Raw genomic sequence first — 26,721 nt, 5'->3', positions numbered from 1 at the left:
AAAAAAACGGCTCCCGATGGGAGCCGTTGATGTTTATGGGCCTTACGCCGACACTTTCTCTTCTGCGTCAGGCATCCGCGGCACCAGCACGGTCGGTTTATTATCGATACGCGTCACCAGCAACTGGTCGATGCGGTAGTTATCAATATCCACCACTTCAAACTTGTAGCCAGAGAACTTCACCGAGTCGGTACGTTTCGGGATTTTTCGCAGCATAAACATCATAAAGCCGCCAATGGTCTCGTAATTACCTGACTGCGGGAACTCGTCGATATCCAGCACGCGCATGACATCGTCAATCGGCGTACCGCCGTCGATAAGCCATGAGTTCTCGTCACGCTGCACAATCTGCTCTTCCAGACCCTGGCCAACCAGGTCGCCCATCAGCGTGGTCATCACATCGTTGAGGGTGATGATGCCCACCACCAGCGCGTATTCGTTCATGATAACGGCAAAATCTTCACCGGCCGTTTTGAAACTTTCCAGCGCTTCAGAGAGGGTGAGGGTATCCGGAACAATCAGGGTATTGCGGATCTGAACGCCGCTGTTGAGCGCCAGGCTCTGGTTGGCCAGCACGCGGTTCAGCAGGTCTTTCGAGTCCACATAACCGATGATGTGGTCGATATCTTCATTACAAACGAGGAACTTGGAGTGCGGGTGCTCGGCCACCTTTTGCTTCAGGCTCTGCTCGTCTTCGTGCAGGTCGAACCAAATCACGTTTTCACGTCCGGTCATGGAAGACGGTACGGTACGGGATTCCAGCTCAAACACGTTCTCAATCAACTCGTGCTCCTGCTTGCGCAGCACGCCCGCCAGGGCACCCGCTTCGAAGACCGCATAGATATCATCAGAGGTGATATCGTCTTTTCGCACCATCGGAATTTTAAACAGGCGGAAAATGCTGTTGGCCAGGCCGTTGAAGAACCACACCAGCGGACGGAACAGGAACAGGCAGAAGCGCATCGGGTTGATGATGCGCAAAGCCACAGCTTCTGGCGCAATCATACCGATGCGTTTCGGGGTCAGATCAGCGAAGAGGATGAACAGGCCAGTCACCAGCGAGAAGGAGAGAATAAAACTCAGTTGCTCGGAGAGTTCAGGTGAAAAGTAGCGTGCGAAGAGGCCATGAAACACTGGTGAAAATGCCGCATCCCCCACGATACCGCCCAGGATGGCGACCGCGTTCAGGCCAATCTGCACCACGGTGAAAAACATTCCCGGGTTTTCCTGCATTTTGAGTATGCGTGATGCGTTAACGTTGCCTTCGTCAGCAAGCAGTTTCAGTTTGATTTTACGGGAGGCGGCCAGCGAGATCTCGGATATCGAGAAAAATGCACTGACGGCAATGAGACAAAGTATCACTAAAATACTGTTTAACATAGTTTATCCGGCTTCAGCCAGATCCTCGGAAGGGAAGTTAATTACATTTGTGTGAAGACACATAGAACGTCAGCTCGTAGCGTTGAGCTGATTATTTCAGCGGGTAGTATAGCGTAAAGGCGTGTAAATCTGCCAGAGGTCACATTTTGGCATAAAACCGGCCGGACAGCGAAGCGCTGTCCGGTACGTACGGCTATTTTACTGCGGATAAACTGGCGTTTCCTGCCGCCCGGCGCGTGGCATCCCCTCCCCACACCTGGTCATACTCATAGCCGGTGAGCTGTTTGATCACCACCCGGGTGTTGGCGTCGCAGTCGCGATAATCTCCGCCCAGCTTGCGGCGCGCAATCTCCTTCAGCAGCAGCTTGTGCGTCTCGCGGGTCAGTTTAAATTTATAGGTCGTGAAGAAGCTCACGGCCAGAAGGGCCGCCGTCGCGAAAATCAGCAGGCCGATAATGGCCCCCAGCGCGCTTTCAGGCTGTGCGCCGCTGCCCTTCACAAACCCTGACTCCTGCAGCACCAGACCGATGATCATAATGGCAATCGCCACGGTGCTTTTGCGGGTCAATACCATCACCCCGGCAAAAATCCCTTCGCGGCGCTGCTGCGTTACAATCTCATCGATATCAGGGATGAAACTGTAGATATTCCACGGGATGTAATAAAGACCAGAGCGGGCGGCACCGAGCAGGATAAAGACTCCCGAGAACAGCAGCGTTGGCACCTGCGTTTTGGTGAGGTAGACCGTAAACAGGAATACCAGCACGGCGAAGATACAGCCATAGGAGAGGCGTAGCGCGGCGGACGGCGTGATATTCAGCCGGTTCAAAAGTAGCATAAATCCGTACGTGCCTGGTACTGAGGCAAAGGCGGCAATGCTCAGCCAGCCCGACACGGCCGCCGCATCCTGGCTCAGACAATAAACGACATAATAGGTAAAGACCGAGCCGAAGACGTCCATCGCAGTAAACGAGAAGATATAAATAATGATATGCAGGCGGAATGCGCGGATGCGAAAGGACGAAAAGAGGTCCAGTACCAGATATTTCAGATGATTGGCTACCCCGCTGCTGCGCTGGTTATCTATCTTAAAATCGGACTCCTGATGCACATCTTTCGCTTCCCACGTGGTGTACCACGTAATAAACACCGCAAGGCAAAAAACGCAGGAAAATATCAGTCCGGTGAGCGTATAGGTAAACGGATTGTCTTTCCCGGTGAACTGCATAATGACGCCGGGGACGGAAACGGCAAGGAACCCCCCAAGCTGAGAGCAGATCATGCGCACCCCTGAAAGTCGGCTGCGCTCTTCGTAGCGGTTCGTCATTTCTGCGGCCAGCGTCTCCCACGGCACCAGCACCATCGCCGACAGCAGTTCAATAGAGAGATAGGTTCCCAGGTAATACCAGTACCCCATATCCGTCAGCCACAGCAGGGCATACAAAAACATTAACGGGGAACTCAGTAATAAAAAGAAACGGCGACGGCCAAATTTACGGCCGAGCCAGGTACCCGCAAAATTATCAGTGATATAACCCATGATCGGGCTTAACAGCGCATCAATGACGCGGGCGATAGCAAATATAGAGCCCGCTTCAATAACAGACAGCCCGCAATAGGTCGTGTAAAAAAATAACAGCCAGGTGCCGATAATGGCGAAAGCGCCTCCGCCAAACAGATCGGTTATGCCGTAGCCAAGCGCCACGCCATAACCAACTCTACGTTCAGTTGGTTTGACCATAATAATATCCAGTGTAGGGTAATGATTAACCCGTTTTACGGGGCGTATTTTTATTAACGTCTGGAATTCAAATTACGTTCTGGTTGTTGATATTTATCCATTGTCTTGTTTGAGATGACCGATAAATAGCCTCCACAAGGGTGAGTGATTTTCCGGCGGTACGGATATCGATATAGTCTCTGTTTTCCGGATGATGAACGGCAGTATAAAACCGGTGGATCGCCTGCTGATGACCCAGCCCCCAGTAGCTTTTTACCGTGCCGTCGGGGGAATCATCGCTTGCCAGTTTTAACCGCTCACCCGGTGTGACGCGCCAGAGAGTGTTGTCATTCAGCAGCAGCGAGCCGTGTTCACAGTGGATCTCCAGCAGGAGAGGGGCGTCCGTGGTGTGGCAATTGCTGGCATAAAACAGGCCGCGGGCGCCGTTGGCGAAGTGTAGCGTGGCCATTGCGCTGTCTTCGCCTTCGGTCACGTCTGCCAGCTCACCGCTATCCACCACGCCTTTCACTCGCGTCACGCCTTCACCGAACCACTGCATCAGGTCGAGCGTATGGATTGCCTGGTTGATCAGCAGACTCCCGCCTTCTGTTGCCAGCCGACCGCGCCAGGGGCTTTGCGTGTAGTAAGCGCCCGCGCGTGACCATGTGAGTACTGCCCTGATGCTGAGCATTTTCCCCAGCTGTCCATGGCCTAACTCCTGCCGAATACGCTGGCTGGTGGGGTTGAGCCGGTTCTGATAGCACACGCCGAGCAGGCTCTGAGCCCGATCGGCGGCACGGGTGATATCAATGAGTTCACGGGTGTTCATGCCCACCGGTTTTTCGCAAAAAACATGCTTCCCGGCGGCAAGTGCCGCCAGAATCATCTCTTTATGCTCGAAATGGGGCGTACAGATGTGTACCACGTCGATGGCATCATCCAGCAGCATTTCCCGGTAATCCTGATAAAAACGGCATTGATAGTCTTTCGCCAGCGCCAGTCCTTTAACGCTGTCGATGTCGACCAGCGCACGCAGCGCGACGTTGGGTATCTGGCGCAGGGCATTGACATGGCAGCCATGAATCGCCCCGCCGCCGATGATAGCGGTATTCAGGATAGTCATCTCCGGCTCCCCTTAACCCGCCGCGTTGGCGAGCATTTGAGCCTTCACGCAGAGCTCCGCAGCCTTGAAGGCGTGCGCCTGCGTCATGGCATTTTCAGTCCGATGGAGACAGTCGAGGATCAGTTCGCCAAAGAACGGGAATCCGACCTGGCCTGCCACCGGATAACGGAACTCCCCCTCTTTATTGACGAGATAAACCACATCCTGCTCGCCACGGGTTAAATCGACGTATTTGCGGATTTCGATGTAGCCCTCGGTGCCGAGCAGCGTCAGTCGCCCGTCACCCCATGTGGACAGCCCGTCCGGGGTAAACCAGTCGCAGCGGAAGTAGCCGCTGGCGCCGTTTTCGCCTTTGAGCATTGCGTCGCCAAAATCTTCAAAGGCGGGGTACTGCGGGTGTTTAACGTTCCGGACCTGGCTTGCTATCACGGTGGCATCGCGGTTGCCGGTGTAAAAAAGGAACTGCTCAATCTGATGGCTGCCGATGTCACACAGGATGCCGCCGAAGTATCGCCGATCGTAAAACCAGTCTGGCCTTCCTTCGCCTTCACGGTGTGGGCCTGTCCCCAGCGTTTGTACCACGTCGCCGATGGCACCTTGCTTTACCAGTTGACCGGCAAAGACAGCACTCTCAACATGCAGACGTTCGCTGTAGTAAACCGCGTATTTCTTACCGGTTTTTTCAACCATCGCTTTGGCATCTGCCAGCTGTTCAAGGGTGGTGAGCGGCGCTTTGTCGGTAAAGTAATCCTTCCCCGCTGCCATCGATTTCAGCCCCAGCGCACAGCGCTCAGAGGGGATGGCGGCGCCTGCCACCAGACGCACCTCGTTATCAGCGAGGATCGTCTCCAGCGAATCCGCCACTCTGGCCTGCGGATACTGCTGGATAAATTTATCCACTCTGGACGGATCGGGATCGTAAACCCATTTCAGCGTGGCGCCGGCCTCAATCAGCCCGTTACACATTCCATAAATATGCCCGTGGTCGAGCGCGGCAGCGGCAAAGACAAACTCACCTTCCCGGACAACGGGCTGAGGTTTGCCGACTGGCGCGTAGTTCATTCCGTCATGTTTATTCATCTTCAGATTCCTCGATCCAGATCTTTACCCAGGGGGATAGCGCCCACTTCGCTGAAGTTGGCCACGCTTGCGGATTTCTCATGAAAACGGGGGGCGAGGGTGTTAATCCCGCCGGTACGGTAAAACGGATCTTCACGTGGAATGGGGAGCGAGACCACGGTGCGGGTGATGGCAGATTTATAAATTGCGGTAATCAACTCCAGCGAGCGTTTTCCCTGTAATCCATCCACCAGCGGGGCCGTGCCGCGTTCAATACTCAGCAACAGGTCGTTAATCTGCTCGGTATGCAGCGTCCACGCGAGTGCCGGTGTCTGCGCAAAAACAGCGTTGAGCTGTGCTTCCCGCTGCTGGTCGTGAGTTTCCTGAGGAAAACCGTTATCAGCACTCACGCTGGCACAGGCTTGCCAGGGGGCAGAGATGCGCGCGCGATCGCCCTGGATGACGATCTTCTGATCTTCGCCGTGATGCACCACCGAGGCGGTAAGCTGCGTGAGTGCGCCGCTGGGATATTTGAATATTGCGGCGCTGAGGTCTTCCACTTCGGCATTGTCATGCGCCACGTTGGTCATCATCGCCACCACCTCGGATGGAAACCCGAGCATCCACAGAATAGCGTCGATATGGTGAACCGCGTGATTGAGCGTGCAGCCGCCCCCCTCTTTTTCCCAGGTGCCACGCCACCACAGATCGTAATAGCAGTGGCCGCGCCACCAGAACGAATCCACCTGCGCATGGCAGATTTTGCCCGCGAGGCCGGAATCCAGCGCTGCTTTTAAGCGCCAGAAGGCATCGGTAAAGCGATTTTGCGCAATGATGGAGAGCGTTTTGCCGCTGGCCTGCTGAGCCGCAATCATTGCGTCGCACTCCTCAAGCGAGGCGGCCATCGGCTTTTCACACAGCACATGGCACCCGGCCTCCAGTGCATCAATGCTTATTTGTGCGTGGACATACGGCGGGGTGCAGACATCGACGATATCGACGTCTGGCTCGGATGCCAGCATCTGCTGATGGCTCTCATACACGCGGGCCTGCGTCAGGCCGTAGCGCGTTTTTTTCTCGTGCGCTTTTTCCGGGTAGATATCCACCAGCGCGACAATCCGGCAGCGCTGACCAAACTGCAAATAACTCTGAATATGGTTATGTGAGATATTGCCTGTACCTACAATGGCGATATTTAGCATCGTGTCGTCTCCGGAGTTACCAGGTGCCTGAGGCATCAAGCGTCACGTTTATGGCCTCTTTAGCAACTGAGGTGCTGATGCGTTGCTGGAGCAGGCGCAAGTAGTGTTTCTCGTTGATCGGCAGTTCGACCCAATCGTCAGTCCAGGTGGAAAGATGCATGGCATTGGAGAGCGTCAGGCCGTGGATCCCGTCCAGGCCCGGCGCAATCAGCGGTTCACCGCGCAGGATGGCGGCGCAGAAGTTTGCGGTAATGACATGATGTTCGCTGCATTCGGCGGCGACAGGAATGTCGACCTCCCAGCATTCAGGCTCCCCAAAACCGTTTTGCCAGCGGGCGTTAAAGTCGGTTTCGGACTCACGTAGCCGCCAGTAGCGAAGCCGCCCCTCTTCGACGACCACTTTGCCGCGATCCCCGACGATCTCCAGGCGATTTGTCCCCGGCGTTTCTGCCACGGTAGTGATAAATACACCGGTAGCCCCATTGGCATACTCGGCATAGGCGGTGACCTCGTCTTCCACTTCAATGTCACGATGTTTGCCGAACTGGCAAAACGCGCGCAGGCGGACCGGCATGCCCACCAGCCACTGCCAGAGATCGAGCTGATGCGGATCCTGGTTGAGCAACACGCCGCCGCCTTCTCCTTTCCAGGTCGCGCGCCAGCCGCCGGAGTTGTAGTAGCTCTGCGAGCGGTACCAGTTGGTGATTATCCAGTTAGAGCGGCGGATCTCGCCCAGCTCGCCGCTGTCGATAAGATCCTTAACCTTCCGGTAGAGCGGGTTTGGTCGCTGGTTGTACATGATGCCAAACACCACGTCGCACTCGCGCGCGCAGGCGTTCATCTCCTGGACCTGCGCCGTATAAACGCCTGCCGGTTTTTCACACAGGGTATGAATGCCGTTACGCATCGCCAGCATCGACAGGCGCGGATGTTCGTAATGGGGCGTGGCGACAATCACCGCGTCGATAAGCCCGCTCTGGATCATCTCCTGGGCATCACTGAACAGGGGAATGGACCCCACCAGCTGGCGAATGGCCGGGTGTTTTTCCGGTGCATTGTCACAAACTGCCGTCAGGCAGGCGTCATTGACCGTACCCGCGAGTAAATAACGTGCGTGGACCGTACCGATATTACCTATACCAATAATGCCAAAACGTACCTTCTCCATGTCACACCTTAATTTCAGTTGAAAAGAAGTGATGACCGGAAAATAGGAAAGGCGAGGCGTAGCGACAATGTGTTTTTGTGAGAATACTCGCAAGGTGAATAAGTAATCTCCAGGCTTTCTGAAATTTGGTTTTAAAATCAAAAGGCTGTTTCTGCAAATATTTGCAAAAACTGATTGAGAGCGAGGTCACACTATGCCGGGCAGGTTAAAAATGGAGGAGATCGCGGCCCTCACGGGATATTCCGTTAGCACGGTGTCGAGGGTATTAAGCGGCAAGTCATATACCAGCGATAAAGCCCGGGATGCGATCGTTCGCACCGCACGAGAGCTGGGCGTGCTGGAGTCCATGGCCAGTGGACGGCTGTTGATTAACGGTATTGCCGTTTTTGCTCCGGAAAGAACCTTTCAGGGGCGCGGCGATATTTTTTATCTTGAGGTGACCAAAGGGATTGCTGAGGCCTGCTCGCCACACAATGTGTGGGTCAGCTGTTGCGGATTAGAAGAACAGCACGCCGATGTAAAATTATTTATGGAAAAGGCCAGCCAGAAGAACATCAACGCGATAATTATTATTGGTACTGATGATGCCACCATATTTAAACTGGCCAGCACGCTCAATAAACCCTGCGTCTTAATTAATTCCGTGGACCGGGAGCGGGTACTGGATTCGGTATCACCCGATCACCGGGCGATCGGCTTCACCGCCATGCAGTATCTCTTTGAACAGGGGCACCGGCGGGTCCTGACGCTGACCTGCCTTCGACGAGATACGCTTTATGCTCGTCTGGATGGCATTAAAGAGGCGTATCGCCATTTTCACGTCGCCTTTGAGCCGCAGCGTGATTTACTCGTGACGGAGTGGTTTACCGCAGACGAAGCCGAGCGGGCGCTGGATGAGTGGCTGCTGAGTCATGACAGAGCGCAGTGGCCTGAGGTGATTTTCCCGAACAGCACCAGCATGACCGAAGGTGTGGTGAGGGCATTAACCCGCCATGGGCTGCGCGTCCCGGAAGACATCTCTCTGATTACCACCGATTTTGCCTGGAATTTAGCGCACCGGCTGGAAAAACCGGTCACGGGGGTCACGGTGCCCTGCCGCGAACTGGGGATTGAGGCCGTGCACCTGCTGCAGACCCGCCTTAACAGGCCGCAGGCACCGGTTTTTAACCTGCTGTTGCAGGGAAAAGTCATGAATTATGGGTCGGTCAGTAATGCCACGCGCCACGCGGCTCGCGTGGCGCTAGACCAGTAATCAGGCCAGCTGTGGCGGCAGGCAGACGCCGATACCCCCGATACCGCAGTAGCCGTACGGGTTTTTATGCAGGTACTGCTGGTGGTCGTCTTCCGCATAGTAGAACGGTTTGGCAGAGGCGATTTCCGTGGTGACCTCGCGGTTGTCACCGGCATCGTGCATCGCTTTCTGGAAGCGCTCAAGGCTTGCGCGGGCGGCCGTCTCCTGCTCAGGAGTGAGAGGGTAGATAGCCGAGCGGTACTGGGTGCCGTGGTCGTTACCCTGACGCATGCCCTGGGCCGGGTCGTGGTTTTCCCAGAACACCTGCAGAAGCTGCTCATAGCTAATGACGGCAGGGTCATACACCACGCGTACGGCTTCGGCATGACCGGTCTCGCCAGAGCACACTTCGCGGTAGGTTGGGTTTGGCGTATACCCCCCCGTGTAGCCCGCCGCGGTGCTGTAAACGCCGGGGAGTTGCCAGAAGAGGCGTTCTACGCCCCAGAAGCAGCCCATGGCGAACAGGGCGATTTCCATTCCATCAGGAACGTTTGTCATTGAATGGCCATTCACGGCGTGTAAGGTCGCCACAGGCATAGGGGTGTTGCGTCCCGGTAATGCATCAGCTTGTGAAACAAGATGCTTTTTGTCGAATAAACTCACGATGGGGGCCTCCCGGGCTGCGATGTTTCGGTTAAGGTTGTCACGAAGCGTTTAATTGAACACAATAAATGCGCTGAATGAGTCTAGATTTAATCATAAGAAATATTTGGGTGTTACACCCGTTTTCAACCCGTGATGTGGGTTTTTGGCTAACAGGCCGTATTTTGCCGCGGAGCGGCACTTCATTTGCTTCCAGGGTGGAAAAAGGGATATTCAGGAGAAAACGTGACAAAAATCCGCCAGTTATGTTTGGTCAGTTTATTGCTGACAAGCGGGGTTGCCAGCGCGGCGAATGTCCGTTTGCAGGTTGAGGGGTTATCCGGGGCGCTGGAAAAAAACGTGCGTGCGCAGCTGTCGACCATCGAGAGCGACGAAGTGACGCCGGACCGGCGTTTTCGCGCGCGCGTGGATGATGCGATCCGCGAAGGGCTGAAAGCGCTGGGTTATTACGAACCCACCATTGATTTCGATCTCCGTCCGCCGCCAAAGAAGGGGCGGCAGGTGCTTATTGCCCGCGTTTCACCGGGTGAGCCGGTGTTGATCGGCGGCACTAACGTCATTCTGCGCGGCGGCGCGCGTACGGACCGGGATTACCTGGATCTGCTCAGCACGCGGCCGAAAAACGGTACCGTGCTGAACCACGGTGACTACGACCATTTCAAAAAAGAGCTGACGAGCGTTTCCCTGCGTAAGGGGTACTTTGACAGCCAGTTCGACAAAAGCCAGCTGGGCATTGCGCTCGACAGGCACCAGGCCTTCTGGGATATCGATTATGACAGCGGCGAACGTTATCGTTTCGGCGATGTGACCTTCGAAGGCTCACAAATTCGTGAAGAGTATCTGCAAAACCTCGTGCCTTTCAAAAAGGGCGATTACTACCAGTCGCGTGATCTGGCGGAGCTGAACCGCCGCCTCTCCGCCACCGGGTGGTTTAACTCGGTGGTTGTCGCGCCGGAGTTTGATAAATCGCGCAAAACCAAGGTGTTGCCGCTGCATGGCGTTGTTTCGCCGCGCACCGAGAACACCATTGAGACCGGTGTTGGTTATTCGACCGACGTCGGTCCGCGCGTGAAAGCCACGTGGAAAAAGCCGTGGATGAACTCATACGGCCACAGCCTGACCACCAGCGCCAGTATCTCGGCGCCGGAACAGCAGCTCGATTTCAGCTACAAAATGCCGCTGCTGAAAAACCCGCTTGAACAGTATTACCTTGTTCAGGGCGGTTTTAAGCGTACCGACCTGAACGATACCGAGGCAGATTCCACCACGCTTGCGGTATCGCGATACTGGGACCTCTCCAGCGGCTGGCAGCGCGCCATTAACCTGCGCTGGAGTCTGGACCACTTTACCCAGGCCAACGTCACCAACACCACTATGCTGCTCTATCCGGGGGTGATGATCAGCCGCACCCGCTCGCGCGGCGGCCTGATGCCAACCTGGGGCGATTCCCAGCGTTACTCCATCGATTACTCCAACACCATGTGGGGTTCCGATGTGGATTTCTCGGTGATTCAGGCGCAAAACGTCTGGATCCGCACGCTGTATGACAAACACCGTTTCGTGATGCGCGGCAACCTCGGCTGGATTGAAACCGGCGACTTCGACAAAGTTCCGCCGGATCTGCGCTTCTTCGCCGGTGGCGACCGCAGTATTCGCGGTTACAAATACAAATCCATCGCGCCGAAAGATGATGACGGCAAGCTGATTGGTGCCTCCAAGCTGGCTACCGGCTCGCTGGAGTACCAGTACAACGTCAGCGGAAAATGGTGGGGCGCGATGTTTGTCGACGGCGGCGAAGCGGTAAGCGATATCCGCCGCAGCGACTTTAAAACCGGCGCGGGCGTGGGCGTACGCTGGCAGTCTCCCGTCGGGCCAATCAAGCTCGATTTCGCCGTGCCGGTGGGTGATAAAGAAGAACACGGTTTACAGTTTTACATCGGTCTGGGGCCTGAATTATGAGTTTATGGAAGAAGATAAGCCTCGGGGTGCTGATTTTTATCGTACTGCTGCTCGGTACGGTGGCGTTTCTGGTCGGAACGACGTCTGGCCTGCATCTGTTGTTTAACGCGGCTAACCGCTGGGTTCCCGGGCTGGAAATTGGCCAGGTGACAGGCGGCTGGCGCGATCTGCGGCTGAAAAACATCCGCTACGAGCAGCCTGGTGTGGCGGTAAACGCGGGGGAATTTCACCTCGCGGTGAAGCTGGGCTGCCTGCGAGACAGCAAGCTGTGCGTTAACGATCTGTCGCTGAAAGACGTGAACGTGGCGATAGATTCGAAGAAAATGCCGAAATCGGCACCCGTTGAGGAAGAGGATAGCGGCCCGCTGAATCTCTCCACACCGTATCCGATTGCCCTCTATCGGGTAGCGCTGGATAACGTCAATGTCAAAATCGACGACACCACCGTCTCCGTCATGGATTTCACCTCCGGCCTGCGCTGGCAGGAGAAAAACCTCACCCTGACGCCAACCTCCCTTCAGGGGCTGCTGATTGCGCTGCCGAAAGTGGCGGACGTGGCGCAGGAAGAAATTGTCGAGCCGAAGATCCAGAACCCGCAGCCGGAAGAGAAACCGCTGGGCGAAACGCTGAAAGATCTCTTCTCTAAACCTGTGCTGCCGGATATGACGGACGTTCATCTGCCGCTGAACCTGAATATCGAAGCGTTTAAAGGCGAGCAGCTGCGTCTCACCGGCGATACCGATCTGACGGTCTTCAACATGCTGCTTAAAGTCAGCAGCATCGACGGCAACATGAAACTCGACGCGCTGGATATCGACACCAACCAGGGCTCGGTTAACGCGTCAGGGAATGCCCTGCTGCGCGACAACTGGCCGGTGGATATCACCCTGAACAGTTCGCTCAACATCGACCCGCTGAAAGGCGAAAAAGTGAAGGTCAAAGTGGGCGGGGCGCTGCGCGATAAACTGGATGTCGGCGTTAACCTCTCCGGCCCGGTGGATATGGATCTGCGCGCGCAAACGCAGCTGGCGGAAGCGGGGCTGCCGCTCAACCTTGAAGTTGTCAGTAAGCAGCTCTACTGGCCGTTCACCGGCGAAAAACAGTTCCAGGCCGATGACCTGAAGCTGAAGCTGAGCGGCAAAATGACGGATTACACCCTGTCGTTCCGCACGGCGGTGAAGGGGCAAGGTGTTCCGCCAGCGACGATTACGCTGGATGCTAAAGGCAACGAACAGCAGGTGAATCTCGACAAACTGACCGTCGCGGCGCTGGAAGGCAAAACGGAACTCACCGCGCTGCTTGACTGGCAGCAGGCGATCAGCTGGCGCGGCGAGCTGAAGCTGACGGGGATCAACACGGCCAAAGAGGTGCCGGACTGGCCATCAAAACTGGACGGCCTGATCAAAACCCGCGGCAGCCTGTATGGCGGTACGTGGCAGATGGACGTGCCGGAAATCAAGCTTACCGGTAACGTGAAGCAGAATAAGGTCAACGTTGAAGGCTCGCTGAAGGGCAACAGCTATCTGCAGTGGGTGATCCCGGGTCTGCACGTGGCGCTGGGCCGTAACACGGCGGATATCAAAGGCGAGCTGGGGGTGAAAGATCTTAATCTCGATGCCACCATTGATGCGCCAAATCTGGATAACGCCCTGCCAGGGTTGGGCGGTACGGCGAAAGGGTTAGTGAAGGTGCGCGGCACGGTAGAGGCTCCGCAGCTGCTGGCCGATATCACCGCCAGCAACCTGCGCTGGCAGGCGCTGACCGTTGCGCGGGTTCGCGTCGAAGGGGATGTGAAATCCACCGATCAGATTGGCGGTAACCTGAACCTGCGCGTGGAGCGCATTTCTCAGCCCGACGTGAACATTAATCTGGTCACTCTGGATGCCAAAGGTAACGAAAAACAGCACGATCTCCAGCTTAAGGTGCAGGGCGAGCCGGTATCCGGTCAGCTTCATCTGACCGGAAGCTTTGATCGCAAACAGGCGCGCTGGAAAGGGACGCTGGACAATACCCGCTTCAACACCCCGGTAGGGCCGCTGGCGCTGTCCCGCTCTATCGCGCTGGACTACCGCAACGCCGAACAAAAGATCAGTATCGGACCGCACTGCTGGACCAACCCGAATGCGGAACTGTGCGTGCCGCAGACCATTGATGCGGGGGCTGAAGGGCGTGCGCAGATCAACCTTAATCGCTTCGACCTGGCGATGCTAAAACCGTTTATGCCGGACACGACTCAGGCCAGCGGCGTCTTTAGCGGGAAAGCCGATGTCGCGTGGGACACGACCAAAGAGGGGCTGCCGCAGGGTAGCGTGACGCTCTCTGGTCGTAACGTGAAGGTGATACAGGAGGTGAACGACGCACCGCTGCCGGTGGCGTTTGATACCCTCAACCTGAGTGCCGATCTGCATAACAACCGCGCGGAGCTGGGGTGGCTTATCCGTCTGACCAACAACGGTCAGTTTGACGGGCAGGTGCAGATTACCGATCCGCAAGGACGCCGTAATCTCGCCGGTAACGTTAATATCCGCAATTTCAACCTGGCGATGGCCAACCCGATTTTCTCACGTGGAGAAAAAGCGGAGGGGATGCTCAGCGCGAACCTGCGCCTGGCGGGCAATGCGCAAAGCCCGCAGCTGTTTGGCCAGATGCAGCTTAACGGCGTGGATATCGACGGCAACTTTATGCCGTTTGATATGCAGCCAAGCCAGATTGCGATGAACTTCAACGGCATGAGCTCGACCCTCGCCGGGGTGGTGCGTACCCAGCAGGGGCAAATCAACCTCAGCGGCGACGCCGACTGGAGCCAGCTTGATAACTGGCGGGCCCGTGTTGCGGCCAAAGGCAGCAAGGTGCGGATCACCGTACCGCCGATGGTACGTCTGGACGTATCCCCGGATATTGTCTTTGAAGCCACCCCAAGCCTCTTCACGCTGGACGGCAACGTGGACGTACCGTGGGCACGCATCGTGGTGCACGAGGTGCCTGAGAGCGCGGTGGGCGTCTCCAGTGACGAAGTCATGCTCAATGAAAATCTCAAACCCGTTGAGCAGAAGAGCGCCGGTATTCCGATCAACAGTAACCTCACCGTTCACGTCGGCAATAACGTGCGTCTGGATGCGTTTGGGCTGAAGGCGAGACTGACAGGGGATCTGAAAGTCGCGCAGGACAAGCAGGGTCTGGGGCTGAACGGCCAAATCAATATTCCTGAAGGGCGCTTCCATGCCTATGGTCAGGATCTGATTGTGCGTAAAGGTGAACTGCTGTTCTCCGGCCCGCCGGATCAGCCACTGCTCAATATCGAAGCGATTCGTAACCCGGAAGCCACCGAAAACGACGTTATTGCGGGTGTTCGCGTTACCGGCTCTGCTGATGAGCCGAAGGCGGAGATCTTCTCCGACCCGGCAATGTCGCAACAGGAAGCCCTGTCTTACCTGCTGCGTGGGCAAGGACTGGAGAGCGGCCAGAGCGACAGTGCGGCGATGACCTCGATGTTAGTGGGTCTGGGGGTTGCACAAAGTGGGCAGGTTGTGGGTAAAATCGGCGAGACGTTCGGCGTAAGCAATCTGGCACTGGACACCCAGGGCGTGGGTGACTCCTCGCAAGTGGTGGTCAGTGGCTATGTACTGCCGGGTCTGCAGGTAAAATATGGCGTGGGGATCTTTGACTCACTGGCAACACTCACGTTACGCTATCGCCTTATGCCTAAGCTATATCTGGAAGCAGTGTCCGGCGTAGACCAGGCACTTGATCTGCTCTATCAGTTTGAGTTTTAGCAATGCGAATATTTGTCTACGGCAGTTTACGAACCAAGCAAGGCAACAGTCACTGGATGACCAATGCCCTGCTGCTGGGGAATTACAATATCGAGAACTACCAGTTGTATAGCCTGGGCCACTATCCAGGCGCGGTTCCTGGGGAAGGAACAGTACAGGGTGAAGTTTATCGTATTGATAATGCTACTCTTGCCGAACTTGATGCCTTGCGCACCAGGGGCGGTGAATACGCTCGCCAGTTGATCCAGACGCCGTATGGAAGTGCGTGGATGTACGTCTACCAGCGTCCGGTCGAGGGGTTAAAGCGGATTGTAAGCGGTAACTGGTTAGACAGAGACCAGTACTGAAAAAAACAACGCCACCGTCAGGTGGCGTTGTTTTTTATGGGCTTAGCTCTCTTCTGTGCTTCGGCGTCGGGTCAAAAACAGCGGAACAAAAAGCATGATGTACGGAGCAACCAGCCATATCAGACACAGGGCGCGTGAAAAGCCGTAGTAGTTGATGCACCGCGTATTGCTTGAAATGACGGGAATAAAAAACAGTAAAAACAGCAAAATGGCATAATCGCTGCGGTAGGGGATCCATAAATAAAACAAAAACCAGGCGAGCTGGAATGTCATGATGCAGAGATACTGCCATTTGCTGTCTTTGCCGTAACAGTCAAACGCCTTTATGTAGCCCATCTTTATGCTGTGAAGAAAGAAACGTAGCATGTAAAACGCCCACAATCGCGACGGTCAGGAGTGTGCTGGCCAGCAACTCGATTAAAAAATAGCTATGGGTGATGTTAGTAGCACCTGAGCTCAGGGTATGCCATTTACTCTACCCGCTGTACATTGCGACAAAAAGGGTAGACACACCTGTCTTCATAAAGCCCTGAAGCAGACACGAAACGGGCATATTCGTCGGTAATTGTTTTAACGCAGCGAGTAGGGCAAAAGCAGGCTATTAATAGCGTTAGATAATATCAAAGACCTCTATCGGTAAATATCAGGCCATCACTCTCATAATACCCTGCAAGCTCTTCAAACAGGTCGGCTCTGCCGGGGACAAAACCTGGGGTCACTAGCTCATATATTCTGCTGGTTCCTTGAGATGTTACCCGCTATACCGTATTTAGCGTGCCAGTGTCGCGTCAGACGCAAGGTACAAAAAAGCCCCGACTCGCGGGGCCTTATTATTCAGCGGTAAGAATTACTTCTTCGCAGCGCGTTCGAAAGAGGAGATGATTTCCGCTTTCGCTGCTTCTGCGTTTTCCCAGCCGTCAACTTTAACCCACTTGCCTTTTTCGAGGTCTTTGTAGTGCTCGAAGAAGTGAGTGATCTGCGCTTTCAGCAGTTCTGGCAGGTCGTTCACATCTTTGATGTGATCGTACTCTTTGCTCAGTTTGGTGTGCGGAACAGCAACCAGTTTCGCATCTTCACCAGATTCGTCGGTCATTTTCAGCACGCCAACAGGACGGCAGCGAATGACTGCGCCTGGCTGCAGCGGGTATGGCGTTGGAACCAGTACGTCAACCGGGTCACCGTCCAGAGACAGGGTGTGGTTGATGTAACCATAGTTGCATGGATAGAACATGGCGGTAGACATGAAACGGTCTACAAACAGCGCACCGCTCTCTTTGTCCACTTCGTATTTGATAGGATCTGCGTTAGCCGGGATTTCGATAACTACGTAGATGTCTTCTGGCAGTTCTTTACCCGCAGGGACGTTGAGTAAGCTCATGTCTGTGTCCTTTAAAATGGATGGTAAACAAGTGGCAGGTATTATAGCCAACTGGCGCTGAATGTCTCCGCCTGTTTTCGTCTTCTCTCCACGTTCTCCCCACTTTTCAGACCGATTCCATGACAGGAAAATCCATAAACTCAGCCGCTTTTTTAATGGTGAAATGAAAGCGATTACAAACTTGTGATTAACGTTTTATTCACTTTTCTGAAGTGTGATGTAACGCAATTCGTTACATATTTCATTGGCTATAGTCATTTCGCAGAACATCTTTTAACCAACAATAAACACCCCTACGAGGACGTTCATATGTGGAAGCGCTTACTTCTTGTCACAGCAGTTTCGGCAGCCATGTCGTCTATGGCGATGGCCGCCCCTTTAACCGTAGGTTTTTCCCAGGTCGGCTCTGAATCCGGCTGGCGAGCGGCAGAAACCAACGTTGCGAAAAGCGAGGCCCAGAAACGCGGTATCACCCTGAAAATCGCCGATGCGCAGCAAAAACAGGAAAACCAGATCAAAGCCGTGCGGTCATTTATCGCCCAGGGCGTTGATGCCATCTTTATTGCGCCGGTCGTGGCCACTGGCTGGGAGCCGGTCCTGAAGGAAGCGAAAGACGCTGAGATCCCGGTTGTTTTGCTCGATCGTTCCATTGATGTAAAAGACAAATCTCTCTATATGACCACCGTCACCGCCAATAACGTTCTCGAGGGCCAATTAATTGGTGACTGGCTGGTGAAACAGGTGGATGGCAAGCCGTGTAACGTCGTTGAGTTGCAGGGTACCGTTGGGGCGAGCGTGGCCATCGATCGTAAGAAAGGCTTCGCGGAAGCCATCGCCAAAGCGCCAAACATTAAGATTATCCGCTCTCAGTCCGGCGACTTTACCCGCAGTAAAGGTAAAGAGGTCATGGAGAGCTTTATCAAGGCTGAAAACAACGGCAAGAACATCTGCATGGTTTACGCCCACAACGATGACATGGTGATCGGGGCTATCCAGGCCATCAAAGAAGCGGGTCTGAAGCCGGGCAAAGATATCCTCACTGGCTCTATCGATGGCGTGCCGGATATCTATAAAGCGATGATGGACGGCGAAGCGAACGCCAGCGTGGAGCTGACGCCAAACATGGCTGGCCCGGCATTCGATGCGCTGGAGAAATTCAAGAAAGACGGCACCCTGCCTGAAAAAGTGACGATCACCAAATCGACGCTCTACCTGCCTGACACCGCGAAAGAAGAGTTAGAGAAGAAGAAAAATATGGGCTACTAAGGCCTTTTCCCTCGCCCCTTACCCCACTCCTCTCCCCTGAGGGGAGAGGGTATACAAGGGCGGGTAGACTGGCATGAACATTTCCCTCTCCCTAACCGGGAGAGGGCGAGGGTGAGGGGGAAACATGACCGACACACAACACCAGGAAATCCTCCGCACAGAGGGCTTAAGCAAGTTTTTCCCCGGTGTAAAAGCGCTGGATAACGTTGATTTTAGCCTGCGACGCGGTGAGATTATGGCGCTGCTGGGAGAGAACGGTGCGGGAAAATCGACGCTGATTAAGGCACTTACCGGCGTTTACCATGCCGATCGCGGCACAATCTGGCTAGAAGGCAATGCCATTTCGCCAAAAAACACCGCCCATGCGCAGCAGCTGGGGATTGGGACGGTTTACCAGGAAGTGAACCTGCTGCCGAATATGTCGGTGGCGGATAACCTGTTTATCGGCCGTGAGCCAAGACGCTTCGGCCTGCTGCGACGCAAAGAGATGGAAGCGCGGGCCACCAGGCTGATGGAATCCTATGGCTTCTCCCTGGACGTTCGCGAACCGCTGAACCGTTTTTCCGTCGCGATGCAGCAAATTGTCGCGATTTGCCGGGCGATCGATCTCTCCGCGAAAGTGCTGATCCTTGATGAGCCTACCGCGAGCCTTGATACCCAGGAAGTTGAAATGCTCTTTACCCTGATGCGCCAGCTGCGCGATCAGGGGGTAAGCCTGATCTTCGTCACCCACTTCCTCGATCAGGTGTATGAGGTCAGCGATCGCATCACGGTGCTGCGCAACGGCAGCTTTGTCGGCTGCCGCGAAACCCGCGAGCTGCCGCAGATAGAACTGGTCAAAATGATGCTGGGCCGCGAGCTGGAAACCAACGCGCTTCAGCGTGCAGGCCGCACGCTGCTCAGCGAGAAACCGGTCGCAGCCTTCAGCGATTTCGGCAAAAAAGGGGTGATCTCGCCCTTTAATCTGGACGTGCGGCCCGGTGAAATTGTCGGGCTGGCGGGCCTGCTGGGTTCCGGGCGCACCGAAACCGCCGAGGTGATCTTCGGGATCAAACCTGCGGACAGCGGCAGCGCGCTGATCAAAGGTAAACCGCAGACCCTGCGATCGCCGCATCAGGCCTCCTGCCTGGGCGTGGGCTTCTGCCCGGAAGACAGGAAAACCGATGGCATAATTGCCGCCGCCTCGGTGCGGGAAAATATCATTCTGGCTCTGCAGGCGCAGCGCGGATGGCTACGCCCCATCCCGCGGAAAGAGCAAAACGCCATTGCCGAGCGATTTATCCGTCAGCTCGGTATACGTACGCCGAGCGCTGAACAGCCCATTGAATTTCTCTCCGGTGGCAACCAGCAGAAGGTATTGCTGTCACGCTGGCTGCTGACTAAACCCCAGTTCCTGATCCTCGATGAACCGACGCGCGGTATCGACGTCGGGGCGCATGCCGAAATTATCCGGCTTATCGAAACGCTGTGTGCAGACGGTCTGGCGCTGCTGGTTATCTCATCCGAGCTGGAAGAGCTGGTGGGGTATGCCGATCGCGTCATCATCATGCGCGATCGTAAGCAGGTGGCAGAGATCCCGCTGGATAAACTGTCCGTTCCGGCAATCATGAATGCCATCGCGGCGTAAGGAGTTAATCGTGATGCCCCGTTCGCTTCCGCAAACCGGTGCAACCAGGCGCCGCTTCACCTGGCCTACCGGCACGCCGCAAATTATCGCGTTGCTGCTGGTGCTGCTGATCGATAGCCTGGTCGCCCCGCATTTCTTTCAGATTATCGTGCAGGATGGCCGGCTGTTTGGCAGTCCGATAGACATTTTAAACCGCGCCGCCCCGGTGGCGCTTCTGGCCATTGGTATGACGCTGGTGATCGCCACCGGCGGGATTGACCTCTCCGTCGGTGCGGTGATGGCCATCGCCGGCGCCACGGCAGCGTCCATGACCGTTGCCGGGCACAGCCTGCCGGTGGTGCTGCTGGCTGCATTAGGTACCGGGGTGCTGGCCGGATTATGGAACGGCATTCTCGTGGCGGTCCTGAAAATTCAGCCGTTTGTCGCCACTCTCATCCTGATGGTGGCCGGACGCGGTGTGGCACAGCTTATCACCTCGGGTCAGATTGTGACCTTCAACTCCCCCGGGCTGGCATGGCTTGGCAGCGGTAAACTGTTCTTCTTCCCGACGCCGATCGTTATTGCGCTGGTCACATTAGTCGTGTTCTGGCTCTTTACCCGTAAAACGGCGCTGGGCATGTTCATTGAAGCGGTCGGAATTAACATCCGTGCGGCGCGAAACGCCGGGGTTAATACACGGCTGATGGTCATGCTGACCTACGTGCTGAGCGGCATTTGCGCCGCCATTGCCGGGGTGATCGTCGCGGCGGACATCCGTGGTGCGGATGCCAACAACGCCGGGTTATGGCTGGAGCTGGATGCGATCCTGGCGGTGGTTATCGGTGGCGGATCGCTGATGGGCGGGCGGTTTAATCTGCTGCTCTCGGTGATTGGTGCGCTGATTATTCAGGGTATGAATACCGGGATCCTGCTCTCCGGTTTTCAGCCGGAACTCAACCAGGTGGTGAAAGCGGTGGTCGTGCTCTGCGTGCTGATCGTCCAGTCGCCGCGCTTTGTCAGCATCATTAAAGGGATCCGTGGCCATGATAAAACGTAATTTACCGTTAATGATCACCCTGGGCGTGTTTGTGCTGGGTTATCTCTACTGCCTGACGCAATTCCCGGGCTTTGCCTCTACCCGGGTGATTTGCAACATTCTGACAGATAACGCCTTTTTAGGCATTATCGCCGTTGGAATGACCTTTGTGATCCTCTCCGGTGGGATCGATCTCTCGGTTGGGTCGGTGATCGCTTTCACGGGCGTATTCCTCGCAAAAGCGATCGGTTTCTGGGGGATCTCACCGCTGCTGGCCTTCCCGCTGGTGCTGGTGATGGGCTGCGCGTTTGGCGCCTTTATGGGGCTTTTGATCGACGCGCTGAAAATTCCGGCTTTTATTATCACCCTTGCCGGCATGTTCTTCCTGCGCGGCGTGAGCTACCTGGTCTCGGAAGAATCGATTCCGATTAACCATCCTGTCTACGACACGCTCTCCAGCCTGGCGTGGAAAATCCCCGGCGGCGGTCGTCTGAGCGCGATGGGGTTGCTGATGCTGGGCGTGGTGGTGGTGGGGATCTTCCTTGCCCACCGTACCCGGTTTGGTAATCAGGTCTATGCCATTGGCGGCAGCGCCACCTCGGCAAACCTGATGGGGATCTCCACCCGCAGCACCACAATCCGCATCTATATGCTCTCGACCGGACTGGCGACGCTCGCGGGTATCGTCTTCTCGATTTATACCCAGGCGGGTTATGCCCTGGCAGGGGTCGGGGTGGAACTTGATGCCATCGCCTCGGTGGTGATTGGCGGCACGTTGCTCAGCGGCGGCGTTGGCACGGTGCTGGGGACGCTGTTCGGCGTGGCGATCCAGGGGCTGATCCAGACCTATATCAACTTTGACGGCACGCTCAGTTCATGGTGGACCAAGATCGCCATTGGCATTCTGTTGTTTATTTTTATCGCCCTGCAGCGCGGCCTGACGGTGCTCTGGGAGAACCGACAAAGCTCGCCTGTTACCCGTGTAAACACTTCAGTAACAGAGCCATAACACGCTGAATTTGCTTAAAGTCTAAACATTTTCCGGTAGCGGCCGATACTCTTTTTTTATGCCCAGAAATATCTCGCTACCGGAAATAATATCATGCTTAAAACGCTATCGATTCGTACCGGCTTGCTCTCTTTACTGGCCGTTATGACCCTTCTGCTGCTGATTGTCAGCGGCATTGGCATTTATGCCCTCACACAGAGTTCTTCATCACTCCAGCGCATCAACCACCTTCAGGGTGAGCAGATGGTGCAGCTTAATTCTGGCTATACCCTGATCCTGCGCGCGCGTAATGAAGCGGGTCAGGCGGTCCGGATGATGGAAATCGGCATGCTGGATGATGCGGCCAAATCGGTGAAAAACATCAATCAGGAGATTGCCCAGGCCCGTAAAACGCTGAAAGGCGTGATCGACGGCGGGGTGGCGGATGAGCAGGGACAAAAACTGCTGGATAAGGTGGCCGCGAGTCTGGCGACCTATAACCAGCAGGGGATCGACCCGATGCTGAAAGCCCTGAACGATCAGAGCGCAGACAGCTATTACGATCTGCTGGAGAACACGCTGATCCCGGTGGCGGCGCAGTTTGATAATGATATGCAGGTCTTTCAGAAATGGAGCGAAGCGCGCGGGAAAGCGGAAGTGAAGGCCGTGCAGTCGAGCAAAAACCGGGTACTGATCCTGATCGTGGTGGCCGCGCTGCTGACGGCTGGCATTATTGTGCTGGCGTGGCTGGTACTGCGTCACATGCTGCTCAAACCGCTTTCGGCCTCCATTGCTCAGCTGGAGAACGTGGCGGCGGGCGATTTAACCCACACGCTGAATGACCCGGCGAGCCAGGAGTTTAACCGCCTGAACGCGGCCATTGAGGGGATGCGGCAGTCTCTGATGAACTCGGTTTTACGGGTACGTGATGCCAGCTCGCAAATTGATACCGGCAGCCGCGAGCTGACGGCTGGGAACATGGATCTTGCCCAGCGCACGGAATCCACCGCGACATCGCTTGAGCAGACGGCCGCCAGCATGGAAGAGATCACCGCCACGGTGAAACTCAATGCAGACAACGCCGAGCAGGCGCACCAGCTGGCGAAATCCGTGTCTGACACCGCCGATCACGGCAGCGAAATGGTCTGCTACGTCATTGAAAAAATGCGTGATATCGCCGGCAGTTCGGCACGCATCGCCGATATTCTGAGCGTCATTGACGGCATTGCCTTCCAGACCAATATTCTGGCGCTGAACGCCTCGGTGGAAGCGGCGCGCGCGGGTGAGCAGGGGCGCGGGTTTGCCGTTGTCGCCGGTGAAGTGCGAAACCTCGCCAGCCGCAGCGCTGACGCAGCAAAAGAGATCCGTTCGCTTATCAGTGATTCTCAGACCCACGTAAACGAAGGCAGCGAGCTGGCGCAGCAGGCTGGCGAAACGATGGATGAGATCGCAACAGAAGTACTGCGCATGACCAAACTGATGCGCGAGATTGCGACCGCGTCCCAGGAGCAGAGTCGCGGCATTGAGCAGGTGAATATTGCCGTGAATCAGATGGACGAAACCGCGCAGCAGAATGCGGCGCTGGTCCAGCAATCTTCTGCCGCGACGCGCTCGCTGGAAGAGCAATCGCGTCAGCTGATGGACGCCATGGCATCATTTAAACTGACGGCTCAGACAGCGGCATAATATTTTCCCGCCCCGGCGCATTCTGTGTCGGGGTTTTATGTGTCGCGGAATTTAATGCGCCAATATTATCGTGAATGTCGCCCATTAATATTTCCAGAGACTGGGTTAATGCTAATGCATTTTCAGTCGGCTCAAGATATAACCCTTTGCGGAAAAATAGCGGCTCGTCAAACAGCTGATTAAAGCGTTTTAATGCCAGACTCACCGCGGGGCGCGACATCTCCAGACGTACGGAGGCTTTTGCCATACTGCCGCAACGGACCACTTCAATAAAAACAGGGATAAGATTTAAATCAATGCCGGTATTAGCACGGGAATAATTTTTCATGACGATTAGGCTCCAGGAAATATTTGTCAAACTGTTATGGAAATAATGCAGGAGCAAAACCGAATATTAAAGCGTGTTTTTTATAAACACTTATACGGTAAAATATATAAATGAAGCGGGGAGCCTGAAGGGCTCCCCGTGTTATGGGTTATGCGTCCGGATACTCACGGATAAAACGTTCAACGTCATCAACCATATGGGTGTTGCCGACAAAGAACGAACGACGCTGGTGCAGGCTTTCCGGCACGATGTCCAGAATACGCTCTTTACCGTCGCTCGCCTTGCCGCCAGCCTGTTCGGCCAGGAACGCCATTGGGTTGCATTCATACAGCAGACGCAGCTTGCCGTCAGGGTGGCTTGCCGTGCTTGGGTAGAGGTAGATACCGCCTTTCAGCAGGTTGCGGTGGAAGTCAGCAACCAGCGAGCCGATATAGCGGGACGTGTACGGGCGCTGAGTGGCTTTATCTTCTTCCTGGCAAAACTTGATGTATTTCTTCACGCCGTTCGGGAATCGGATGTAGTTGCCTTCGTTGATGGAGTAGGTATTGCCCTTCTCCGGGAAGCGCATACGTTCCTGGCTCAGGCAGAAAACGCCCAGCGAGGGATCGTAAGTAAAGGCGTGAACGCCGCAGCCCGTGGTGTACACCAGCATGGTGGAGGAGCCATAAACGACGTAACCGGCCGCCACCTGGTTACTGCCCGGCTGCAGGAAATCTTCCTCTGTCACCGGCGTGCCAACAGGCGTGACGCGGCGGTAGATGGAGAAAATGGTACCGACAGAAACGTTAACGTCGATGTTAGAGGAACCGTCCAGCGGATCCATCAGCACAACGTATTTAGCGTGTTCACACCCTTCGAAAACGACAATTTCATCTTCTTCTTCGGAGGCGATACCCGCCACGATGTCGCGCGCGCGCAGTGCAGCTTTCAGTTTTTCATTTGCGAACAGATCGAGTTTCTGTTGAACCTCGCCCTGAACGTTCTCGGCACCGCTGGCACCCAGGATATCGACCAGACCGGCCTTGTTGATATCACGGTGGATGATCTTAGCGCCCAGCTTTATTGCCGACAGCAAAGCAGTGAGTTCACCCGTAGCATGAGAAAACTCGTGCTGCTTTTCGACAATAAATTCACCTAACGTTTTCATAACACTTTCCCTGCATCTTTGTGAGTAGAGCGATTGTATGTTCACTAAAACGACTAAAGCCCAACAATCTTAACAAACATTCAAATATTAGCGCAGAGGTGAATCGCGCCAGCAATATACGGATTTACCTGAAATGCGTTTCGCTGTCGCTGACATGTGAGTAAAATGTGCGCCACATTGAAGAAGGATAGTGACGTATGCGCATTCATATATTGGGGATTTGTGGCACTTTCATGGGCGGACTGGCAATGCTGGCGCGCTCTCTGGGCCATGAAGTGACAGGTTCGGACGCCAATGTGTATCCGCCGATGAGCACGCTTCTGGAGAAACAGGGCATCTCTCTGATTCAGGGATACGATGCCAGCCAGCTGGATCCTGAGCCGGATCTGGTGATCATTGGCAACGCCATGACCCGCGGTAATCCGTGCGTTGAGGCGGTTCTGGAACGCAATATTCCGTTCATGTCTGGCCCGCAGTGGCTGCATGATTTCGTGCTGCGCGACCGTTGGGTCGTTGCCGTAGCCGGAACGCATGGCAAAACCACGACCGCCGGAATGGCGACCTGGATCCTCGAAGCCTGTGGTTATAAGCCAGGTTTTGTAATCGGGGGTGTACCGGGTAATTTCGATGTTTCTGCGCGTCTGGGTGACAGCCCGTTCTTCGTGATCGAAGCCGACGAGTATGACTGCGCGTTCTTCGACAAGCGCTCCAAGTTCGTGCACTACTGCCCGCGGACGCTGATCCTCAACAACCTTGAGTTCGATCACGCCGATATTTTTGACGACCTGAAAGCGATTCAGAAACAGTTCCACCATCTGGTGCGCATCGTTCCGGGTCAGGGCCGCATCATCCTGCCGGAAAACGACATCAACCTGAAGCAAACCCTGGCGATGGGATGCTGGAGCGAGCAGGAGCTGGTGGGCGAGCAGGGGCACTGGCAGGCGAAAAAACTTAACGCGGATGCCTCCGAGTGGGAAGTGCTGCTCGACGGTGAGAAAGTGGGTGAGGTGAAGTGGGGCCTGGTGGGCGAGCACAACATGCACAACGGCCTGATGGCGATTGCCGCGGCACGTCATGTGGGCGTTCAGCCTGCGGATGCGGCGGATGCGTTAGGCTCGTTCATTAACGCCCGCCGTCGTCTGGAGCTGCGCGGTGAAGCCCACGGCGTCACGGTGTATGACGATTTTGCGCATCACCCGACCGCCATTCTGGCGACGCTTGCAGCTTTACGCGGCAAAGTCGGCGGGACCGCCCGCATTCTGGCCGTGCTGGAACCGCGTTCGAACACCATGAAAATGGGCATCTGCAAAGACGATCTTGCGCCATCCTTAGGGCGTGCCGATGAAGTCTTCCTGCTGCAGCCGCAGCATATTCCGTGGCAGGTGGCCGAAGTGGCCGATGCCTGCATTCAGCCTGCGCACTGGAGTGCGGATGTGGACGCGCTGGCGGATATGGTGGTGAAAGCCGCACAGCCTGGCGATCACATTCTGGTGATGAGCAACGGCGGTTTTGGTGGGATTCATCAGAAGCTGCTGGACGGTCTGGCGAAGAAAGCGCAGGCGGTCGCCGAGTAAAAAAAAGCCCGGTAGCGCTCACGCTTACCGGGCTTTTTCTCCCTCGCCCACAGGGAGAGGGGCGGGGTTAAGGGCACTCAACGATGC

At 55.5% G+C, this 26,721-nt stretch carries 21 protein-coding genes; 10 read left to right on the top strand and 11 right to left on the bottom strand.

The window, feature by feature from the left end:
* Positions 1–42: 42 nt before the first annotated feature.
* The 6 genes from paeA to AC2FAP_RS15360 all read right to left on the bottom strand — a co-directional run bounded on the left by paeA (position 43) and on the right by AC2FAP_RS15360 (position 7,652).
* A complete protein-coding gene (gene paeA / locus AC2FAP_RS15385; protein WP_014168349.1) occupies positions 43–1,380 on the bottom strand; it encodes a polyamine export protein PaeA in 1,338 nt (445 codons plus the stop codon).
* A 193-nt stretch (positions 1,381–1,573) separates the two neighbouring features.
* Positions 1,574–3,121, bottom strand: a complete 1,548-nt coding sequence (locus tag AC2FAP_RS15380; RefSeq protein ID WP_014168350.1) for an MFS transporter — start codon at positions 3,119–3,121, stop codon at positions 1,574–1,576.
* Between the two features lie 67 nt (positions 3,122–3,188).
* Positions 3,189–4,223 (bottom strand): Gfo/Idh/MocA family protein, encoded by a 1,035-nt coding sequence (locus tag AC2FAP_RS15375; protein WP_020882923.1) that lies wholly within the window; start codon positions 4,221–4,223, stop codon positions 3,189–3,191.
* Positions 4,224–4,235: 12 nt separating this feature from the next.
* Positions 4,236–5,303, bottom strand: a complete 1,068-nt coding sequence (locus AC2FAP_RS15370; RefSeq protein ID WP_193163448.1) for a Gfo/Idh/MocA family protein — start codon at positions 5,301–5,303, stop codon at positions 4,236–4,238.
* A 2-nt stretch (positions 5,304–5,305) separates the two neighbouring features.
* Positions 5,306–6,484, bottom strand: coding sequence for a Gfo/Idh/MocA family protein (locus AC2FAP_RS15365; protein WP_449541908.1), 1,179 nt, complete (start codon positions 6,482–6,484; stop codon positions 5,306–5,308).
* Between the two features lie 16 nt (positions 6,485–6,500).
* Positions 6,501–7,652: a Gfo/Idh/MocA family protein gene (locus tag AC2FAP_RS15360; protein ID WP_449541907.1), complete on the bottom strand. Its 1,152-nt coding sequence runs from the start codon at positions 7,650–7,652 to the stop codon at positions 6,501–6,503.
* A gap of 193 nt (positions 7,653–7,845) precedes the next feature.
* Here AC2FAP_RS15360 and AC2FAP_RS15355 point away from each other — a divergent pair, with 193 nt between their 5' ends.
* Positions 7,846–8,904, top strand: a complete 1,059-nt coding sequence (locus AC2FAP_RS15355) for a LacI family DNA-binding transcriptional regulator (protein ID WP_014168356.1) — start codon at positions 7,846–7,848, stop codon at positions 8,902–8,904.
* Here the strand turns inward: AC2FAP_RS15355 and msrA are convergent, their stop codons facing one another.
* Positions 8,905–9,546 (bottom strand): peptide-methionine (S)-S-oxide reductase MsrA, encoded by a 642-nt coding sequence (gene msrA, locus AC2FAP_RS15350; protein ID WP_020882919.1) that lies wholly within the window; start codon positions 9,544–9,546, stop codon positions 8,905–8,907. It lies immediately after the preceding gene.
* 225 nt (positions 9,547–9,771) lie between these two features.
* Here msrA and tamA point away from each other — a divergent pair, with 225 nt between their 5' ends.
* Genes tamA through AC2FAP_RS15335 form a run of 3 tightly spaced genes read left to right on the top strand, consistent with a single transcriptional unit; the run spans position 9,772 to position 15,625 of the window.
* The gene (tamA, locus tag AC2FAP_RS15345; RefSeq protein WP_020882918.1) at positions 9,772–11,505 is read left to right on the top strand and encodes an autotransporter assembly complex protein TamA; all 1,734 of its coding nucleotides are present in this window, start codon (positions 9,772–9,774) and stop codon (positions 11,503–11,505) included.
* Entirely contained in the window at positions 11,502–15,278 is a 3,777-nt protein-coding gene (gene tamB / locus AC2FAP_RS15340) for an autotransporter assembly complex protein TamB (protein WP_449541906.1), read from the top strand. The genes tamA and tamB overlap by 4 nt, the downstream gene beginning before the upstream one ends.
* 2 nt (positions 15,279–15,280) lie before the next feature.
* Entirely contained in the window at positions 15,281–15,625 is a 345-nt protein-coding gene (locus AC2FAP_RS15335; protein WP_014168360.1) for a gamma-glutamylcyclotransferase family protein, read from the top strand.
* A 42-nt stretch (positions 15,626–15,667) separates the two neighbouring features.
* On the opposite strand, the gene AC2FAP_RS15330 is transcribed toward AC2FAP_RS15335, so the two are convergent.
* Together AC2FAP_RS15330 and ppa are read right to left on the bottom strand one after the other, a co-directional pair.
* Entirely contained in the window at positions 15,668–15,961 is a 294-nt protein-coding gene (locus AC2FAP_RS15330; RefSeq protein WP_032669643.1) for a hypothetical protein, read from the bottom strand.
* A 511-nt stretch (positions 15,962–16,472) separates the two neighbouring features.
* A complete protein-coding gene (ppa, locus tag AC2FAP_RS15325; RefSeq protein WP_020882913.1) occupies positions 16,473–17,003 on the bottom strand; it encodes an inorganic diphosphatase in 531 nt (176 codons plus the stop codon).
* 309 nt (positions 17,004–17,312) lie between these two features.
* On the opposite strand from ppa, the gene ytfQ reads away from it, so the two are divergent.
* The 5 genes from ytfQ (at position 17,313) to AC2FAP_RS15300 (ending at position 23,585) form a co-directional block, all read left to right on the top strand.
* Entirely contained in the window at positions 17,313–18,269 is a 957-nt protein-coding gene (ytfQ, locus tag AC2FAP_RS15320) for a galactofuranose ABC transporter substrate-binding protein YtfQ (protein ID WP_020882912.1), read from the top strand.
* Positions 18,270–18,393: 124 nt separating this feature from the next.
* Entirely contained in the window at positions 18,394–19,896 is a 1,503-nt protein-coding gene (ytfR, locus tag AC2FAP_RS15315) for a galactofuranose ABC transporter, ATP-binding protein YtfR (protein ID WP_032681853.1), read from the top strand.
* A 10-nt stretch (positions 19,897–19,906) separates the two neighbouring features.
* Positions 19,907–20,932, top strand: a complete 1,026-nt coding sequence (gene ytfT, locus AC2FAP_RS15310; protein WP_025205793.1) for a galactofuranose ABC transporter, ATP-binding protein YtfT — start codon at positions 19,907–19,909, stop codon at positions 20,930–20,932.
* Entirely contained in the window at positions 20,919–21,920 is a 1,002-nt protein-coding gene (gene yjfF, locus AC2FAP_RS15305) for a galactofuranose ABC transporter, permease protein YjfF (protein ID WP_020882909.1), read from the top strand. Before ytfT ends, yjfF begins: the two co-directional genes overlap by 14 nt.
* Before the next feature lie 93 nt (positions 21,921–22,013).
* Positions 22,014–23,585 carry a methyl-accepting chemotaxis protein gene (locus AC2FAP_RS15300; protein ID WP_025205790.1) on the top strand — a complete coding sequence of 524 codons (1,572 nt, stop codon included), beginning with the start codon at positions 22,014–22,016 and terminating at the stop codon, positions 23,583–23,585.
* Here AC2FAP_RS15300 and AC2FAP_RS15295 read toward each other — a convergent pair.
* On the bottom strand, positions 23,557–23,913 hold the full coding sequence (locus AC2FAP_RS15295) for a helix-turn-helix domain-containing protein (RefSeq protein ID WP_025205788.1): 357 nt from the start codon (positions 23,911–23,913) through the stop codon (positions 23,557–23,559). The two genes, AC2FAP_RS15300 and AC2FAP_RS15295, sit on opposite strands and share 29 nt — an antisense overlap.
* A 148-nt stretch (positions 23,914–24,061) precedes the next feature.
* Positions 24,062–25,060 (bottom strand): class 1 fructose-bisphosphatase, encoded by a 999-nt coding sequence (gene fbp, locus AC2FAP_RS15290; protein WP_020882906.1) that lies wholly within the window; start codon positions 25,058–25,060, stop codon positions 24,062–24,064.
* A gap of 197 nt (positions 25,061–25,257) precedes the next feature.
* Between fbp and mpl the strand changes: the two genes are divergently transcribed.
* On the top strand, positions 25,258–26,634 hold the full coding sequence (gene mpl / locus AC2FAP_RS15285) for a UDP-N-acetylmuramate:L-alanyl-gamma-D-glutamyl-meso-diaminopimelate ligase (RefSeq protein WP_025205787.1): 1,377 nt from the start codon (positions 25,258–25,260) through the stop codon (positions 26,632–26,634).
* Positions 26,635–26,721 lie beyond the last annotated feature (87 nt).

It is taken from the genome of Enterobacter cloacae complex sp. 394I7 (genome assembly GCF_057320345.1).
This window is presented reverse-complemented; position numbering and strand designations above follow the sequence as displayed.